Origin of the sequence: Bacillus sp. MRMR6, from assembly GCF_001940785.1 — a bacterium.
GTDB lineage: Bacteria > Bacillota > Bacilli > Bacillales > Cytobacillaceae > Neobacillus.
The window spans coordinates 175,108-191,368 of sequence record NZ_MSLS01000002.1 but is presented as its reverse complement, the minus strand read 5'-3'; the positions used below and the strand labels follow the sequence as shown (position 1 = coordinate 191,368).

Below are 16,261 nucleotides of genomic sequence, written 5' to 3'. Positions count from 1 at the left end.
AATGACTTTTTATAAAAAGCAAACTAGCTTGTCATGCTTTGTCCACCCACTTGCATATAGATAATTGTATATGAAATCGCCTATTTTGAGAAGGTGGGAAAGCTATGTCTAAGTTTTTAAAGGGGACTTTAATCCTATTAATAGCAGGATTTATTACAAGAATATTAGGTTTTATTAACCGAATTGTCATCGCCAGAAGTATTGGCGAAGAAGGTGTAGGCCTGTATATGATGGCTTATCCCACTTTTATCCTTGTCGTGACGCTCGTTCAAATGGGACTTCCTGTTGCCATTTCTAAAAATATCGCCGAGGCAAAAGCAAAAGGAAATCATTCTGAAGTAAAGAAGATATTGGTCGTTTCCTTGGCCATTACCATTACACTATCACTTATCTTTACTCCAGCTCTAATTCTTTTGGCACCATGGTTGTCCACCACATTGTTTACCGACCCAAGGACCTATTATCCTTTGATTGCCATTGCGCCTGTAGTGCCGATTATCGCAGTATCTTCTGTGTTGCGCGGTTATTTTCAGGGCAGGCAAAATATGCGTCCGTCTGCTGTTTCACAAATATTAGAGCAGCTTATCAGAATTACCCTTATCGCTGTATTGACCCAAACCTTTTTACCGTACGGTGTTGAATACGCTGCCGCTGCCGCAATGGTCGCAGCCGTAATGGGAGAAATAGTTTCATTAATTTATTTGATGACAACCTTCAAATTAAAAAAGCGCTTCAGACTGAGAAAGAACTTTTTTCAAATTGTCCATTCTGGCAAAAAGACCTTCAAAGAATTGATGGAAATTTCTCTTCCTACACTAGGAAGCCGGATGATTGGATCAATTTCTTGGTTTTTCGAGCCAATTGTTGTTTCCCATAGCTTAGCCCTTGCGGGAGTTGCAGCGGTTGCCGCTACCAAACAATATGGTGCATTAACTGGCTTCGCGATGCCCCTGCTGCTTCTGCCATCCTTTGTCACCTATTCGCTTGCAACCTCACTTGTTCCAGCGATTAGTGAAGCCAATTCGCAAAATAATAAACAGCTCATTGAACACCGCCTGCAGCAGGCCTTACGGTTCGCTTTTTTAACAGGGGGACTGTCGGTAATCATCCTATATGTGTTAGCCGACCCGCTAATGGAATTAATGTATGGCTCAACTAAAGGAGCATACTTTATCCGGATTATGGCACCATTTTTCTTATTTTACTATTATCAAGGTCCCTTGCAGGCCGTTTTACAGGCATTAAATCTTGCCAGGGCTGCGATGATTAATAGCTTAATCGGGGCGATTGTGAAAACGGCTGTGATTTTCCTACTCGCCTCTCAACCAGCTTTCGGGATTACTGGAGTCGCACTAGGAATCATGGTTGGCTTTGTCCTAGTGACCATCCTACACTTCGCCACGGTATTAAAGAAGATTTCGTTCACGTTCTATCTTCGCGATTACTTAAAAGGCAGCGTGATTATGGCGATCATTACATGGATGGGCTTTTGGGTCTACGAGAACATCTTTATCGGTGAGCATCTTGCAATCCGGACCCTTACCTCCATTACAGCAATGTCGGTTTCCTATATTCTTTTGCTAATCCTTATCGGGTTAATAAAAAGGGATGAACTAAAACGCATCCCAATTATCCGTAAGTTCTTTGCATAATAAAAGACACGCTTTGGCGTGTCTTTATTCATTCTTCATCCATTATGTCTACAAAGAATTTTCCGTTTTCGTAACTGCAAAATGAAATCTTCTTAATGTCACGATATCCCTTTTTTTTCAATTCCTGCCGCAGCCACAGATTGGTTTTGTTTATTCGCTTAATATTCTCATCATCAATTGCCCCATCAACAACTAATGGGATGGTGATATCACCGTCTTTATTGGGGTTGCTCTTATCTTTTTCAATAACTGATAAACTTCCAGAGGACTCTAAGATTGCAAATTCAACATCCGCGATACTACGGATATTTTTATCCCTCAATTGTGTAAGTAAATCATCGAAATTATAGCGCTGCTTTCGCATTGCCTGTTCATCAATTTTACCTCTGTTGATGATAATGGTAGGCTGGCCATCAACCAAATCGCGGAATCGTTTACTTTTCAAGGAGAAAACCGCCAAGACGATCTGGATGAGCATGAGTAAAAGCATGGGAACAATATTTTGAAGCATATTTTTTTCTGGATCTTCAATGGCCACAACCGCTAATTCTGCAATCATTATAAATACGACTAAATCTAAAATACTTAACTCACCAATTTCCCTTTTACCCATAAAACGGAAAATCAATAAGATGAGGGCATAAAATAATAACGTTCGCAACACGATTGTTATGTAAATTTCCACACGAATTCTCCCCCTATTTGCAGTCACAATTAGTGTTTGCAAACTAGAGCGGAAAATGAACGGGATATTTTCCCAAGTTACAGCCTAAAAACACGAAAATTTTATTCTACTTTGAAACCACCGAGAATATGCTTGTACTAGGTAAAAAACCAATATTATTGGAATGAGCACTAAAGATGAGCACTAAAGGGGGAGAGTATAATCGAATCTAAAAGCTTTGGGTTATCTATGTTGTACGGGCTAATCTTTATCTTCTTATTTGCCATTGTCACCAGCTTAGTTTTTTCACTAATCCTAAATTTCACCTCCGTTCGGGAATCTTCGCTGCAATATATTATCACGGCATTATCCTTCATCGGATTGTTCGGAGGCGGATTTTTATCGGGTGGAAAAAGAAAGCAAAAAGGCTGGATAATTGGTGGTTTAACAGGGTTAGCATACAGTCTGATTATTTTTTTGTTCCAGTACTTAGGCTATGACAAGCTATTTGATGCTGAGCAAGTCATCTACCATACATGCTATACCTTAATCGCGATGATGGGCGGCATCCTTGGGGTTAATATGGCAAGCAATCATTCAAGAACAGTCTAAAGCTATGACTAAAATAAAAAGGAAGCCGTTCACAGAACGGCTTCCTTTTCCCTTAACCCGCATTAACGGGCAGTAAGACCCCCACTGATGGAAGTTTTCCCTTTATTTATCAAGGCTAACTTCTTTAGAGTCAGTTACTTCACGAATTGCATTACGGTCAAAAGTTAGATTGCTGCCATTTCCCGCTTTGATTACGACTTTGTTTTCATCGATCGATTCGATAAAACCGTGTAAACCGCCAATCGTGATAACTTTATCACCTTTCTTTAATTCGTTCTGCATTCTTGTAACGGCTTTTTGACGTTTCTGCTGTGGACGAATTAAAAGGAAATAAAATAATACAAACATTAATATTAAAGGAATTAATGAACCAAGTCCTTCCATGCTGTTTCCCCTCCTTTCAAGGCTTCTATTAGAAATTTTTCGCGTTTGGCTTATTAAAGCCATAACGTTCAAAAAATTCTTCTCTGAAATCACCAAGCCGGTCTTCCCTAATGGCTTGTCTGACATTCTCCATTAATCTTAACAGAAAATAAAGATTATGGTAAGATGTTAGGCGAATTCCGAATGTTTCGTCACACTTAACTAAGTGACGAATGTAGGCTCTGCTATAATTTCGGCATGTATAGCAATCACAGTTTTCATCTAGCGGGCCAAAATCATTTGCAAATTTTGCATTTTTCACCACAAGACGGCCGGTGCTTGTCATCAAGGTACCGTTTCTTGCAATCCGTGTTGGCAACACGCAGTCAAACATGTCTATCCCGCGAATCGCACCATCAATTAAAGAATCCGGTGAACCCACACCCATCAGATATCGCGGCTTGTTTGTTGGAAGAAGGGGCGTCGTAAACTCAAGTACTCGATTCATAACGTCCTTTGGCTCTCCAACAGAAAGTCCACCGACTGCATATCCTGGGAAATCAAGTGATACTAAATCTTTCGCACTTAACTTCCTGAGGTCCTCGAATTCTCCACCTTGAACAATACCGAATAGACCTTGGTCCTGAGGGCGTTCGTGTGCATTTAAGCATCGCTCTGCCCAGCGGGAAGTCCTCTCCACTGATTTTAACATATATTCATGTGTAGCGGGGAATGGCGGGCACTCATCGAACGCCATCATAATATCAGAACCGAGTGCATTTTGAATTTCCATTGCTTTTTCCGGTGATAAAAATAACTTTTCACCGCTCATATGATTACGGAAGTGAACGCCTTCCTCCTCAATTTTTCTAAATTCACTCAAACTGAACACCTGAAACCCACCAGAATCTGTTAAGATCGCACGGTCCCAGTTCATGAATTTATGCAGACCACCTGCTGCCCGAATGATTTCGTGGCCAGGACGAAGCCAGAGATGATAGGTGTTACTTAGGATAATCCCGGCACCCATTTCCTTCAGGTCCTCAGGTGACATCGTTTTAACTGTGCCCAATGTTCCTACTGGCATGAAGGCAGGCGTATCAAAGCTGCCATGCGGTGTATGTACTCTCCCTAAACGGGCACCAGTTTGTTTACATGTTTTGATAAATTCATAACGAATCGCAGTCATTGCTCTTTCTCCTTCCATATGCAAAGCCTAGATGATTAGCATCGCATCGCCAAAGCTGAAGAAACGATATCGCTCACTTACAGCTGTATTGTAAGCATGTAAGACATTTTCTCTTCCAGCTAATGCACTAACAAGCATGATCAAGGTTGATTTAGGCAAATGGAAATTGGTAATCATTCCCTCGATCGCCTTAAAGGTATAACCAGGATAAATAAAAATACTCGTCCAACCGCTGCTTTCTGTGAATTGTCCATCATTTTCAGAGGCAATTGTTTCTAATGTTCTTGTTGATGTCGTGCCAACGGTAATAATTCTGCCGCCATTTGCTTTCACTTCATTTAAAAGACGGGCCGTCCCCTCTGTTACCATGTAGAATTCTGCATGCATATCGTGCTCTAATACATTATCTACACTGACTGGCCTGAAGGTGCCAAGTCCGACATGCAGGGTGATAAATGCGACATGAACCCCTTTTTCTCTTACCTTATCCAGTAATTCTTCGGTAAAATGAAGACCAGCCGTTGGTGCGGCAGCAGATCCTGGTTCACGGGCAAACACTGTTTGGTACCGTTCCTTGTCATCCAGCTGTTCCTTTATATAAGGAGGCAATGGCATTTCACCCAATTGATCAAGGACTTCATAGAAGATCCCGTCATATTTAAACTCTAACACTCTGCCGCCATGGTCAGATGAACCGGTACAGACAGCGGTCAGTAAACCGTCACCGAAATCAATCACTGTTCCTTCTTTTACCCGCTTAGCAGGTTTGATCAATGTTTCCCACTGATCACCTTCGAGCTGTTTTAGAAGCAGCACCTCGATTTTGGCACCTGTATCTTTTTTTACGCCAAACAGGCGTGCAGGAAGTACCCTTGTATCATTTAATACAAGGCAATCCCCCTCACGCAGGTATTCTGTAATATTTTTAAAAATTTCATGCTTTAATTCGCCTGTAGCTTTATCAAGTACCATCAATCGGCTGTCTGTCCGGTTATGAAGCGGTACTTGTGCAATCAATTCTTCAGGCAAATGAAAATCAAATAAATCTACCTTCATACATTAACATCCTGTTCTTTTAGAAATCTAACTATGAAATACAAAATTACGAAAGGACAAGGCAATCACGGTGCAGGCATATCCATGCCAAAGTGGCGGTATACACTTTCTGTTACCATTCTCCCCCTAGGAGTCCGTTGTAAAAAACCAATTTGCAATAAATATGGCTCATACACGTCCTCAATTGTTTCAGATTCCTCGCCAATTGAAGCCGCAATCGTATCTAAGCCGACTGGGCCGCCTCGAAATCGTTCAATGATTCCCTTTAGCAGTTTGTGATCAATATGATCAAGACCAAGTTTATCCACCTGTAACATTTCTAATGATTCCCTGGCGACGGATATGCCAATTTCTCCATTTCCCTTTACCTGTGCAAAGTCTCTAACTCTTCGGAGCAATCGATTGGCAATCCTCGGGGTCCCTCGGGCCCGTCTCGCGATTTCTACTGCTGAGGGTTCATCAATTTTTGTGTCAAACAATTCTGCCGTTCGAAGCACAATATTTTTCAAATGGTCTTCTTTATAATACTCGAGACGACTTAAAACTCCAAATCGATCCCTTAACGGTGCAGAAAGAGAGCCAGCCCTTGTTGTCGCACCAACTAAGGTGAAGGGTGGGAGATCAAGCCGCACCGAGCGGGCACTCGGTCCTTTGCCAATGACAATGTCTAGGCAGAAATCCTCCATTGCTGGATAAAGGACCTCTTCTATTTGTCTTGGGAGTCGGTGAATTTCGTCAATAAATAAAACATCCCCTGGCTCAAGTGCAGTAAGAATGGCCGCTAAATCCCCAGGCCTTTCTATGGCTGGACCTGAAGTGGTTCTGATATTAACGCCCATCTCATTAGCAATTATAACGGCAAGTGTCGTCTTCCCTAACCCTGGCGGCCCATATAGTAGGACATGATCCAAGGTTTCTTTCCTAAGCCTAGCCGCTTCAATAAAGATTTCAAGACTCTTTTTCACCTGGTCCTGACCAATATATTGCTTTAAGGTCTGTGGCCGTAGGCTTTGCTCAAAGGAGACTTCACTATCGTTTACTTCACTAGAAATAATTCGCTCGTCCATGAATGATCACCTTATTTTAAAAGCCGCTGCAGGGCCTTTTTAATGTATTGGTCAGTAGAAAGCTGTTCTTTCTTTAACTCTGGCGTAATTTTCTTCACCTCTTTGTCAGAATAGCCAAGTGCCTTAAGGGCAAGAATCGCTTCTTCAAAAGCGGAATTGCTGGCGATATCCTGAGCCGTGAACTGATTTGCGTTAAACAAATTCGGGAAATAATCGGGGACAATGTCCTGCAGTTTCCCTTTTAAGTCTAGAATCATTTGTCTAGCCGTCTTTTTCCCTACACCTGGGAACTTCACAAGGAAGCTTTCATCTTCATTTTCAATCGCAGCTACGACCTGCTGAACTTCACCAGAAGCCAGTATTGCCAATGCTCCTTTTGGTCCGATGCCCGAAACATTTAACAGTTTAGTAAACAGTCTCTTTTCCTCGCGAGTCTCAAAACCATATAAAGCCATTACGTCCTCGCGAACATAATGATAGGTATAAACAATAACATTATTTTCAATCTTACTTGAAAAAATAAACGGGTTTGGTGTTGATATTTGATAGCCAATCCCATTATTTTCAATAACGATATACTCGGGACCGACAAACTCTAGCGACCCTTTAATAAATTCGTACAATAGTGTTCTCTCCCCCAGTGTTTCATGTATTTCATTCTACCATAACCTTTTAAGGGAGATGAACAATATAACTACAGAGATAAACATTAATAATATTCTGTTAAATCCCTTTGGGTGCTATGAGATCAAAAAGGGAATCTTGGCTAGATTCCCTCTTAAGACCTATATCTTATTATTCTACGAGTTGATTTTTTACAGCAAAAAGGGCAGCTTGGGTGCGGTCTGCTAGTTCCAGTTTAGACAACAGGTTGGACACGTGGGTCTTTACGGTTTTTTCAGTTATAACAAGGGTCGCTGCAATTTCTTTGTTGCTTTTTCCTTTGGCAATTTCCTTTAGTACGTCCAGTTCTCTGTTGGTTAACACATCAATCGTTTTTCTCGCTTTACTAGACAAATTGGCCAGCAAATGTGAAGTCGCCTTCGGATGCAGCTGGCTTTCGCCGGCGATGATTTTTTTAATACAAGAAATTAATTCATCTGGTTGAATATCTTTTAATTGATATCCTGAAGCACCTGCTTCAAGCGCCGGAATCACATGATCTTGATCCGAAAAGCTGGTGAGCATCAAAATTTTTATCGCTGGAAATTCTCTTTTGATACATCTAGTCGCTTGAATACCATCCATCTCCGGCATAACAAGATCCATGAGAATAAGATCAGGTTTAAGTGATCTCGCAAGTTCCAGCGCTTCTTTGCCATTTCCTGCTTCCCCTACGATTTCAATTTCCTGCTGTGTACCTAGAAAAAAGGCGAGCCCTCTTCTTACAACATGATGATCATCTGCAATTAATATTCGAATCATCACCAAATCCCCCCTAGATTGGAATATGAATGTTTATCTTTGTTCCATATCCCGGTGCGCTTGCTAACGAAAATGTACCATTTAAAGCTTCCGTTCGCGCTTTCATACTTTTCAAACCTAATGATGGTAATTCAAGCTCTTTATCATAAAAAAAGCCGCAGCCTTCATCTTGAATCGTCAATTTAACATTCTCACTGCTTCTATTTAAAAATAAGGATACCCTTGTGGATTCTGAGTGTTTCTTACAATTTGCCAGCGCTTCCTGCCCGATTCTCCATAATACTTCCTCCACTTTACTCGGAAAACTAGAAATTCCTGTTACCTCGGTCACTAGCGTTAATCCAAGCATTTCTGCATAACCACTTAAAGCACTAACAAGGCCATTTTCAAGACCATTCGGTTTCAACTGCCAGATCAGTGCCCGCATTTCTCCTAACGCATCCTGTGCAAGCTCTTGAATATACGAAAAGGTTTGTTTTACATTTTCAGCTTCCGTCATTTCCATACCCGCTCGTGCTGTCAGACTAAGTGAAAATAACAATTGATTAACCGAATCGTGCAAATCCCTTGCCAGCCGGTTTCTTTCTGAAACAAGAGCAGTTTCTTGTTCTGTTTGGGTTAACTTAATCCTTTTAAGAGCCGTTCCAATTTGGTATGCAATTGCTTCAAGCAGTGCCAGCTCATCTTTTTGAAAATGTGTTTTATGCGGGGAGCCAACATTCAATAACCCAATTCGCTCATCACCCGCCCGAAGTGGTACGGTGGCATGATGGGTGAGCCCAGCGGTATCGCCTGCTTTTTCTAAAATGGCATTTTCAATTCGCAGGCATTCTATTATATTCGTCGCCTTGTTTAACTTACCACTATTGTACCGGCTAACGCACCAGCAATCACCTACACACATTCTTTTATTCTGTTCATCTGTTAATGCCTGTGGCAGTGCCTCTTTAGCAGCAAGCTGATGTTTTCCTTTTTCATCTATTAAAAAAATCCAACCCATTTGGAGTCCAGTAAGATGAAGCAGTTTTTTTAAAACACCTGCCAAAACAGTGTGATAATCAGTCCCTTCATTCAACAACTCACCAATTTCCTTCAGAATCTCAATTTCTTTATACCTAGTTTCGTTTGACAAGTTTTCCCCTCCTCCAATCCCTGGTCCTTGATGATTAAATCATAGAATTAACCGTTAGATTAAGGCAAGCAAAAAGCTGACATTGTAAAGTCAGCTTTTTTCCTTCACCTGTATAAATTCAAAGCGTTTGGCAGAAGTTCTCCTTTAAAGTATGAGATTCATATCTCCGAATTCGTGCCAAAGATATTTATTTTTTATAGCAGAATCATATGCTTTGCATAACATTTCTTGAGGTACGAAGGCAGTCAACATATCCAAATGACTCGCTTTTGGTTCATGAAATCCAGTCATAATACCATCTACCATTTTTAACGGAAAGCTGTTGTTAATATAAAGGTTGGTCACACCTGATAATTCACCGGAAATGCCCGCACTCTCCAATGCCCTGACAACGGTTGTACCCACTGCGATCACCCTGCCACCTGCCATTTTAGTTTCAGAAATTTTTTTAAGCGTACTCTCAGAAAGCTGATATTCCTCTACATTGTCCGCTGGTGATGTTTCTAAATCGTCATCTAGTAAATAACTAAGTCCAGTATGAAGCTGGATAAAATCAAGCTGGATCCCCTTCCGTTGCAGGTTAAATAATAACTCCCAGCTGAACGCTCTACCCGCAGAAGGCATCTCAACAGATCCAGGCTGGCTCGCAAACACAGTTTGATAATAATCCAGATTCCATTCCTGATTAATGTATTCATACCGAATCGGTTCTCCTAGAGCATAAATGGAATTAAAAAGGTCGGTTCCTTTTTTTGAAAATAGTATCGTTTTTAACGGATAATTGCTTTTTTCAATTACAACAGCGGATAAGTCTTTGGAGAATTGCAAGGTATCCCCGACTCTAACATCCTTTGCAGCAAATAATGCGTCCCAAATGTCTTCATCCCTTCTTCGAGCAAGTCGTATTTCAATATTTCTTTCTACTAACGCCTCTTCCCTGAACCAAATTGCCTTTAAAATGGCAGGGACCGTCCGACTGTTGTTTAGGACAATCAAATCACCCGGATTTAAATAATCTAACAGGTTGAAAAATTGATCATGTCTTACACTTCCAGTCTTTCTATCTAAAACCATTAACTTCACATGATCTCTTCTAACACCCCTTCTTTCAGGAGGATGTGAGGCATTTAAGTTATCCGGCAGGTAAAAGTCAAATGCTATTGCTGGCATTCTGCTCCACCTCCGTAAATTCTTGTGCCTCCAATCGCTGTCCGTTTACCCCCGCTGACCTTTCTGATGCCAAATACATGAACACTTCCACTACGTCCTCCGGCTTAGCTATTGGGTAATCACAGTCAGGAACCGCTAGTCGATGCATCTGGGTATCCATTTCTCCTGGATCGACCATGTTTACTCTTACATTCGTTTCTTGTAATTCATCTGCCCAAGTTTGCGTCAGACCTTCTACCGCAAATTTTGAAATTCCGTAGGCTCCCCAGCCTGCATACCCAATATGGCCTGCTTCCGAGGTTACATTAATGATGGACCCTTGATTACGTTGCAGCATACCTGGAATAACTCTCCTTGTCACAAGAAAAGGTGAAATCGAATTAACCCGCAACACTTCAGCAAAATCGTCCTCCGGGTAATCGAGCAGCAGCGGCAATGGACTAGGACCTAGTATCGATGCATTATTAATAAGGACATCAATTCGGCCAAACGCTTGCTCCACAACCGATACAAACCTTTCCACATCCCGTACATTTGATATATCCGTTGTTACCGCGATAACCTTAGCCCCTAGTGCCTCTGCTTCGCTTTTCACTTCAAGCAGCTCCTTTGATGACCGGGCACAAATAGCTAACCTTGTACCTTCCTTCGCAAAAGCAAGTGTTAATGCTCTGCCCAACCCTTTAGATGCACCTGTAATCATAACGACTTTTTTGTTTCTCATTTCCACTCTCTCCTTTAAGCGTTTCTTCTTGATAGCTTAAGCTTAAAGGAATTGGTCATTTATTCCCTCAGATAAAAGCTTGAACTTTATCTACAACTTTTGGATGAGGGATTTTTTTAACTGGTCATATGAGGGTAAAAAAAAATCAGGCTGAGTTTTGCATCAGGCTGATTTTTTGTGCGTTATTCTTTTATTGAATACTGTTTAAAGGATTCTAGTACTTCTACGTACCGGTCCTTTGTTTTGACGGGGATTCCTTGGATTAGTTCTTCTTGCGTTTTACTTTCAAGCTTCTTAACATCTATTTGAAAAAAAGATTGAATGATTCTTGATTGGCCAGGTTTTCCGTTAAAGATCGTTAACACACCATCTTCTGTAATGCCAAAATAGCCATTTGCTTTAAGCAGCGGCGAAATGTCATCGATTTGTTTGCGGAACACCATTGATTCGTGATCCATCTCAACTAATTGCCAGTGGTCATATTTTGCCCAGAAGCTCTCAGGTGACCAAATATTCTCCTGAACTACCTCTTCGCTAATGTCACCATTAAGATAGACCCTTTCTAGAATGACTGTCATTTGCTGAGGGTTCTTCCCCTGCTGATTAGGTTGGTTATCCATTTCATCCGCAAAACCAGTCAGAATCATCCCCGGTGCCCTTCCGATAAACATGAAGAGAACAACAGTGAAAACGGCCAATCCAAACCGAAACCTCGCTACCCCATTGAACCTCATGCATCATCACCTCTTATTGTTTAAGAATCTAGCATACTTTACTCTCATAGTTTAGCCTTATTTTCCCTTTTTATCCCCAAAGGAATAATCAAAAGGGACATAGCCTAAGCTAGTCCCTTAAAAATTATCTATCACCGTTGTGTTCTAAGTGCTGTTCACCGTTACGATGGTTACGGTTCCGACCTAATGCTCCCTCATCAATCATAACTTGAACATTTTTCCCATTCACATACGGTTTGACAGCTTCTTCAACATTTCTCTTTATTTGATCTGTTTGTCCATTACTGTCAATTTCAACAGAAACGATCACATCGTTTGCATATACTACTGAGCGTACATGTTGGACATGATTAACCTGTGCTGCTCTCCGTCTTATTTGCTCTGTCATTCGATCCTGAGCCTCAGGAGTGGTTGTGTTAGTCCCTTGCACATTCAATCGGCTTTGATTCACATGACCATGGTAATTAGCATCACTTGTGCTGTACCGATTGTCACGCCTGAAAAAACGATCTTCATTTGCCAGCGGTGTAGTCGGGTTTGGCGGATATCCATTTTCATTTCTAGCTTGAAGCTGTTCTCTTGAGGAACTATTTGCATTCGTTCGTTCTAGTCCTAATGAATGATCCATTAACTCCGGTACCGGCCCATCATTATCTGCCGGCCAGCCGCTTCTGTTACCCTTATGGTTTTCATTGGAATAGTAACCGATTGGTCGAGCTGGATTATGGTTTTTGTCCCCTTCAGCTTGGTCATTATTTGCACATCCTGACAGCCCAATGGTCAGGAGGGCTGAAAGAGGAATCATCCACTGTTTTTTTATCAAGCGAAAAACCCCCTCTGACAAAAGTGAGCACTATAGGCTCTTTTTTAGGTTGTCAGTTTAAGGGGGATATCATTCTGCCAGAATAGACCAAGACTATTTCACTCGTTTTTTTAATTCAAGAAAGAATTTTTTCCGGTGATGAAATTGGCCGATCGTTAACTCCATGACCTGTTTGTATTTTTCATGGTTGGTATAAGATTTTTCCCGAACCAATCGATTCCATTCACGAAAAATATCAGCAGGATATGCCAATGCCGCTAAGAAGACATCATCTTTCATGAACTCTTCATATTTAGAAAAGTGTGCCAGCCGATCAAAGGACCAATCCAAATGTGGAAGAATTCTGTTCGCATATTGCAAATAATCAAATGACTCAGGTCCAATACTAATTAAATCAAAATCAATTAAGTATAAACTGCCATTAGAAGTACGAAGGAAATTGTGATGGGCAACATCTCCGTGAAGAACTACCACCCTTTCACCAGAGCTCAATTGTTGATCCGTCATCTTGTGCAAGGACCAATTAGCCCAGTTAAGTATCTCCGTTATATAAGGCTCACTAACAAAATAGCGGATAAAAGGAAGATTACTGACAAAAAGATTTGCCCTCTGCCTCCATTTTTCTAGGATATTTCCTCTCGGGATCAAGGTCCGGTAACGCGCCTCCACTTTTGATGTCACTTGATGAAAATGACTAAGAAGCTCTATACCTTCTTGACGGTTTTTATCTGTTTGAAAGGAAAAGTGCGTTTTATGAGGCGTAATATACTCCAAACAGCCAAAGAACAGCTGCTCGAACTGTAATGGTTCATTTTTTTCAGGATGGAGGTACTCATATGTTTGCTGAAAACCCTCTTTTTTTAATGTTGCCGTAAATGCCTCCTGTAACTTAAGGCGATTATAGGACTTATAGCCTTTTATTATATATTTTTTTTTTACAGTTTTTATAAAAAAAACATTGTTACGAATGGGCACCATTTCAAGGATTTCCTTTTTGAATTGGGAATGAAAATAAGAGAGGAGACGGATGAAATAATCATCGTCTCCTGTTTTGTTAATAGTCATTACTTTCATCGTCGTAACGCGGCATACCTGTATCCATTGGAACCATTCCATATGGATTCATAAACGGAGGCTGCACTGGCCCTGCAAATGGTGCACTATAGATAGGCGGTGTAGGTGGTACAAAGTTTTGCGGAAGTCCTACTGGTTCTGGTGCACCACAGCCGCAATCCCCTCCTGCCCCTGTTCCTACAGGCAGATGCTCCCCGGCAGGAACTTGCTGTCGCATAAATGCAGGCATTTGACCGCCAGGTGCTGGCATATTCATATCATGGCCAAATGGTGCTCCCATCGGCTGGCCTGGATAACCCATTCCCATTGGTGCTCCCATTGGCTGGCCTGGATAGCCCATTCCCATTGGTGCTCCCATTGGCTGGCCTGGATAGCCCATTCCCATTGGTCCTCCCATTGGCTGGCTTGGATAGCCCATTCCCATTGGTGCTCCCATCGGTTGGCCTGGATAACCCATTCCCATTGGTGCTCCCATCGGCTGGCCTGGATAGCCCATTCCCATTGGTGCTCCCATTGGCTGGCCTGGATAGCCCATTCCCATTGGTGCTCCCATCGGCTGGCCTTGGTAGCCCATATCCATTGGTGCTCCCATCGGCTGACCTTGGTAGCCCATATCCATTGGTGCTCCCATCGGCTGACCTGGACCCATTCCCATTGGCGCTCCCATCGGCTGACCTGGACCCATTCCCATTGGCGCTCCCATTGGCTGGCCTGGACCCATTCCCATTGGCGCTCCCATCGGTTGGCCTGGACCCATTCCCATTGGCGCTCCCATCGGTTGGCCTTGGTAGCCCATATCTATTGGTGCTCCCATCGGCTGACCTGGACCCATTCCCATTGGCGCTCCCATTGGTTGGCCTTGGTAGCCCATATCCATTGGTGCTCCCATCGGCTGACCTGGACCCATTCCCATTGGCGCTGGGGCAAAATCCATTCCTGGTAATCCTGCTGGCTGATCATCAAAATAACCTTGTGATGTTGCTGCCGGAGAACCTGCAGGGACACCTGCTAGGTCATCATCAAAATTGAATGGCATCTGGCCGCCCATCGGCATCTGGCCACCCATTGGCATCTGGCCACCCATTGGCATTTGACTGCCCATTGGCATTTGACCCGCCATTGGCATTTGACCCGGTAACATTTGATCGCTTGCTGGCAACATAGGCATAAATGAAGACGATTCGTCATCATCAAAACCATATGGCATAACTGACATTCCCGCAACACCCGGTGCCATACCAGCTTGAGGCGGGTACATATTTGTTGGAACCTGTGGCATCATCATACCTTGCACCTGAGGAAATGGCATTCCTGGCGGACAAGGCGGAGGCGGGCACCACGTTGGCGGCGGACAATATCCTGGTCCCGGCAATATCGGTGAAACAGGGACACAGTAGTCTTGTTGAGCCACCGGTTGTTCCATCATTGGTTGTGCCATCATTGGCTGCTCCATTACTGGAGTTTTTACAGGTGTTTTTACAGGCGTTTTCACAGGCGTTTTCACCGGTGCCTCCTGAACTGGTGCAAGTTTTGCTGGCATTTCTTTTGGAACTTCTTTAACTTCTGGAAGAATATTAGTAGGCTTTGGCGGTAGTTGTGGCTGTTCGATATCTATATGAGCCATGTTCATTGTGTAGTAGTTATTAATATCGATCTCTGGGGCAATTTTTATTGGCATTTTTGGAGCAAAAGGCTTTTTCGGTTTTTCTTTTACAATTGGTGCTTCTTTCACAATTGGTGCTTCTTTAATTGGAACCTCCTTCACAGGAGCTTCAAAAATCGGCATTTCTTTTGGCTTCTCTTTGGCAAACGGTTGCTCTGCAATCGGCATTTCTTTCTTACCGCCTATATTGATTGTGGCCCCCGGCGCTGTTCCCGTAGGTGCTTCTTTTTTTATTGTTCCACCTGTTGTCGGGACTTTTATTTTCATACCGGGCATAATCATATCAGGGTTGCTGAGCTGTGAATTCATCTTTTTCAGCTCTTCAAAATTCACGCCGTACTTCTTGGCGATCTTCCAAAGAGTATCCCCTTTTTGTACGATATGGATCTTCACTCTGATTTCCCTCCTATGCATAAGTCCATATAGTGTATGTGATGATGGGCAAAGTGCTAACATTCTTCGTAAAAACTTATGCTTTTTTTCGAAAAATTATGATTTGCCACTAATCACATATATATGTGGGGAGAGGGTTTGGTACTCTATAAAATTTTTTCAGGTATCATTTTCACCGCTTTGCTATCCGATAGTATTTCTGGGCATCCGATAGTATTTCTCGCCATCCGATAGTATTCCTCGCTATCCGATAGTATTTCTTGCCATCCGATAGTATTTCTCGCTATCCGATAGTATTTCTGGCCATCCGATAGTATTTCTCGCTATCCGATAGTATTTCTGGCCATCCGATAGTATTTCTGGCTATCCGATAGTATTTCTCGCCATCCGCCACTATTTCCACGCCATCCGCCACTATTTCCACGCCATCCGCCACTATTTCCACGCCATCCGCCACTACCTCCTCCCCATCCGCAACTAAACCACCTCCGGCAACGCACAAAAGGATGCAATCCGTTTG

At 42.4% G+C, this 16,261-nt stretch carries 17 protein-coding genes; 2 read left to right on the top strand and 15 right to left on the bottom strand.

Annotated elements, in window-relative coordinates; genetic code table 11:
* The first annotated feature begins 104 nt into the window (after positions 1-104).
* Positions 105-1,652 carry a stage V sporulation protein B gene (gene spoVB, locus BTR25_RS03195; RefSeq protein ID WP_075686081.1) on the top strand — a complete coding sequence of 516 codons (1,548 nt, stop codon included), beginning with the start codon at positions 105-107 and terminating at the stop codon, positions 1,650-1,652.
* 28 nt (positions 1,653-1,680) lie between these two features.
* Here spoVB and BTR25_RS03190 read toward each other — a convergent pair whose 3' ends face one another.
* On the bottom strand, positions 1,681-2,337 hold the full coding sequence (locus BTR25_RS03190; protein ID WP_075686079.1) for a DUF421 domain-containing protein: 657 nt from the start codon (positions 2,335-2,337) through the stop codon (positions 1,681-1,683).
* Positions 2,338-2,565: 228 nt separating this feature from the next.
* Between BTR25_RS03190 and BTR25_RS03185 the strand changes: the two genes are divergently transcribed.
* Entirely contained in the window at positions 2,566-2,928 is a 363-nt protein-coding gene (locus tag BTR25_RS03185) for a TIGR04086 family membrane protein (protein ID WP_083652229.1), read from the top strand.
* 102 nt (positions 2,929-3,030) lie between these two features.
* On the opposite strand, the gene yajC is transcribed toward BTR25_RS03185, so the two are convergent.
* From yajC to BTR25_RS27400, 14 genes are all read right to left on the bottom strand, one after another.
* Positions 3,031-3,312 (bottom strand): preprotein translocase subunit YajC, encoded by a 282-nt coding sequence (gene yajC, locus BTR25_RS03180; protein WP_075686075.1) that lies wholly within the window; start codon positions 3,310-3,312, stop codon positions 3,031-3,033.
* A gap of 28 nt (positions 3,313-3,340) precedes the next feature.
* The gene (gene tgt / locus BTR25_RS03175; RefSeq protein ID WP_075686073.1) at positions 3,341-4,480 is read right to left on the bottom strand and encodes a tRNA guanosine(34) transglycosylase Tgt; all 1,140 of its coding nucleotides are present in this window, start codon (positions 4,478-4,480) and stop codon (positions 3,341-3,343) included.
* A 27-nt stretch (positions 4,481-4,507) separates the two neighbouring features.
* On the bottom strand, positions 4,508-5,536 hold the full coding sequence (gene queA / locus BTR25_RS03170) for a tRNA preQ1(34) S-adenosylmethionine ribosyltransferase-isomerase QueA (protein ID WP_075686071.1): 1,029 nt from the start codon (positions 5,534-5,536) through the stop codon (positions 4,508-4,510).
* A 65-nt stretch (positions 5,537-5,601) separates the two neighbouring features.
* Positions 5,602-6,603, bottom strand: a complete 1,002-nt coding sequence (gene ruvB / locus BTR25_RS03165; RefSeq protein ID WP_075686069.1) for a Holliday junction branch migration DNA helicase RuvB — start codon at positions 6,601-6,603, stop codon at positions 5,602-5,604.
* Between the two features lie 11 nt (positions 6,604-6,614).
* A complete protein-coding gene (ruvA, locus tag BTR25_RS03160) occupies positions 6,615-7,226 on the bottom strand; it encodes a Holliday junction branch migration protein RuvA (protein ID WP_075686067.1) in 612 nt (203 codons plus the stop codon).
* A gap of 172 nt (positions 7,227-7,398) precedes the next feature.
* Positions 7,399-8,028, bottom strand: a complete 630-nt coding sequence (locus BTR25_RS03155; protein ID WP_175596688.1) for a response regulator transcription factor — start codon at positions 8,026-8,028, stop codon at positions 7,399-7,401.
* A 13-nt stretch (positions 8,029-8,041) separates the two neighbouring features.
* Complete coding sequence (locus BTR25_RS03150) at positions 8,042-9,160, bottom strand: GAF domain-containing sensor histidine kinase (RefSeq protein ID WP_075686063.1); 1,119 nt, start codon at positions 9,158-9,160, stop codon at positions 8,042-8,044.
* A gap of 144 nt (positions 9,161-9,304) precedes the next feature.
* On the bottom strand, positions 9,305-10,330 hold the full coding sequence (locus tag BTR25_RS03145; protein WP_075686061.1) for an S-adenosylmethionine:tRNA ribosyltransferase-isomerase: 1,026 nt from the start codon (positions 10,328-10,330) through the stop codon (positions 9,305-9,307).
* Complete coding sequence (locus BTR25_RS03140) at positions 10,311-11,054, bottom strand: SDR family NAD(P)-dependent oxidoreductase (protein WP_075686059.1); 744 nt, start codon at positions 11,052-11,054, stop codon at positions 10,311-10,313. Before BTR25_RS03140 ends, BTR25_RS03145 begins: the two co-directional genes overlap by 20 nt.
* Before the next feature lie 182 nt (positions 11,055-11,236).
* Positions 11,237-11,788 (bottom strand): intercompartmental signaling factor BofC, encoded by a 552-nt coding sequence (locus tag BTR25_RS03135; RefSeq protein ID WP_075686058.1) that lies wholly within the window; start codon positions 11,786-11,788, stop codon positions 11,237-11,239.
* Between the two features lie 124 nt (positions 11,789-11,912).
* A complete protein-coding gene (locus BTR25_RS03130; protein WP_075686057.1) occupies positions 11,913-12,611 on the bottom strand; it encodes a YhcN/YlaJ family sporulation lipoprotein in 699 nt (232 codons plus the stop codon).
* A 93-nt stretch (positions 12,612-12,704) separates the two neighbouring features.
* Positions 12,705-13,676: a phosphotransferase gene (locus BTR25_RS03125; protein WP_254842617.1), complete on the bottom strand. Its 972-nt coding sequence runs from the start codon at positions 13,674-13,676 to the stop codon at positions 12,705-12,707.
* The gene (gene safA / locus BTR25_RS28385) at positions 13,666-15,741 is read right to left on the bottom strand and encodes a SafA/ExsA family spore coat assembly protein (RefSeq protein WP_075686055.1); all 2,076 of its coding nucleotides are present in this window, start codon (positions 15,739-15,741) and stop codon (positions 13,666-13,668) included. Before safA ends, BTR25_RS03125 begins: the two co-directional genes overlap by 11 nt.
* Positions 15,742-16,024: 283 nt before the next feature.
* Positions 16,025-16,198 carry a hypothetical protein gene (locus BTR25_RS27400; RefSeq protein ID WP_175596687.1) on the bottom strand — a complete coding sequence of 58 codons (174 nt, stop codon included), beginning with the start codon at positions 16,196-16,198 and terminating at the stop codon, positions 16,025-16,027.
* Between the last annotated feature and the right edge of the window lie 63 nt (positions 16,199-16,261).

What these genes read in the sequence shown, in the direction of transcription:
- spoVB (WP_075686081.1), top strand. Translation starts at nt 105, where the DNA reads ATGTCTAAGTTTTTAAAGGGGACTTTAATCCTATTAATAGCAGGATTT.
- BTR25_RS03185 (WP_083652229.1), top strand. Translation starts at nt 2,566, where the DNA reads ATGTTGTACGGGCTAATCTTTATCTTCTTATTTGCCATTGTCACCAGC.
- yajC (WP_075686075.1), bottom strand. Translation starts at nt 3,312, where the DNA reads ATGGAAGGACTTGGTTCATTAATTCCTTTAATATTAATGTTTGTATTA.
- tgt (WP_075686073.1), bottom strand. Translation starts at nt 4,480, where the DNA reads ATGACTGCGATTCGTTATGAATTTATCAAAACATGTAAACAAACTGGT.
- queA (WP_075686071.1), bottom strand. Translation starts at nt 5,536, where the DNA reads ATGAAGGTAGATTTATTTGATTTTCATTTGCCTGAAGAATTGATTGCA.
- ruvB (WP_075686069.1), bottom strand. Translation starts at nt 6,603, where the DNA reads ATGGACGAGCGAATTATTTCTAGTGAAGTAAACGATAGTGAAGTCTCC.
- BTR25_RS03155 (WP_175596688.1), bottom strand. Translation starts at nt 8,028, where the DNA reads ATGATTCGAATATTAATTGCAGATGATCATCATGTTGTAAGAAGAGGG.
- BTR25_RS03145 (WP_075686061.1), bottom strand. Translation starts at nt 10,330, where the DNA reads ATGCCAGCAATAGCATTTGACTTTTACCTGCCGGATAACTTAAATGCC.
- BTR25_RS03140 (WP_075686059.1), bottom strand. Translation starts at nt 11,054, where the DNA reads ATGAGAAACAAAAAAGTCGTTATGATTACAGGTGCATCTAAAGGGTTG.
- BTR25_RS03135 (WP_075686058.1), bottom strand. Translation starts at nt 11,788, where the DNA reads ATGAGGTTCAATGGGGTAGCGAGGTTTCGGTTTGGATTGGCCGTTTTC.
- BTR25_RS03125 (WP_254842617.1), bottom strand. Translation starts at nt 13,676, where the DNA reads ATGACTATTAACAAAACAGGAGACGATGATTATTTCATCCGTCTCCTC.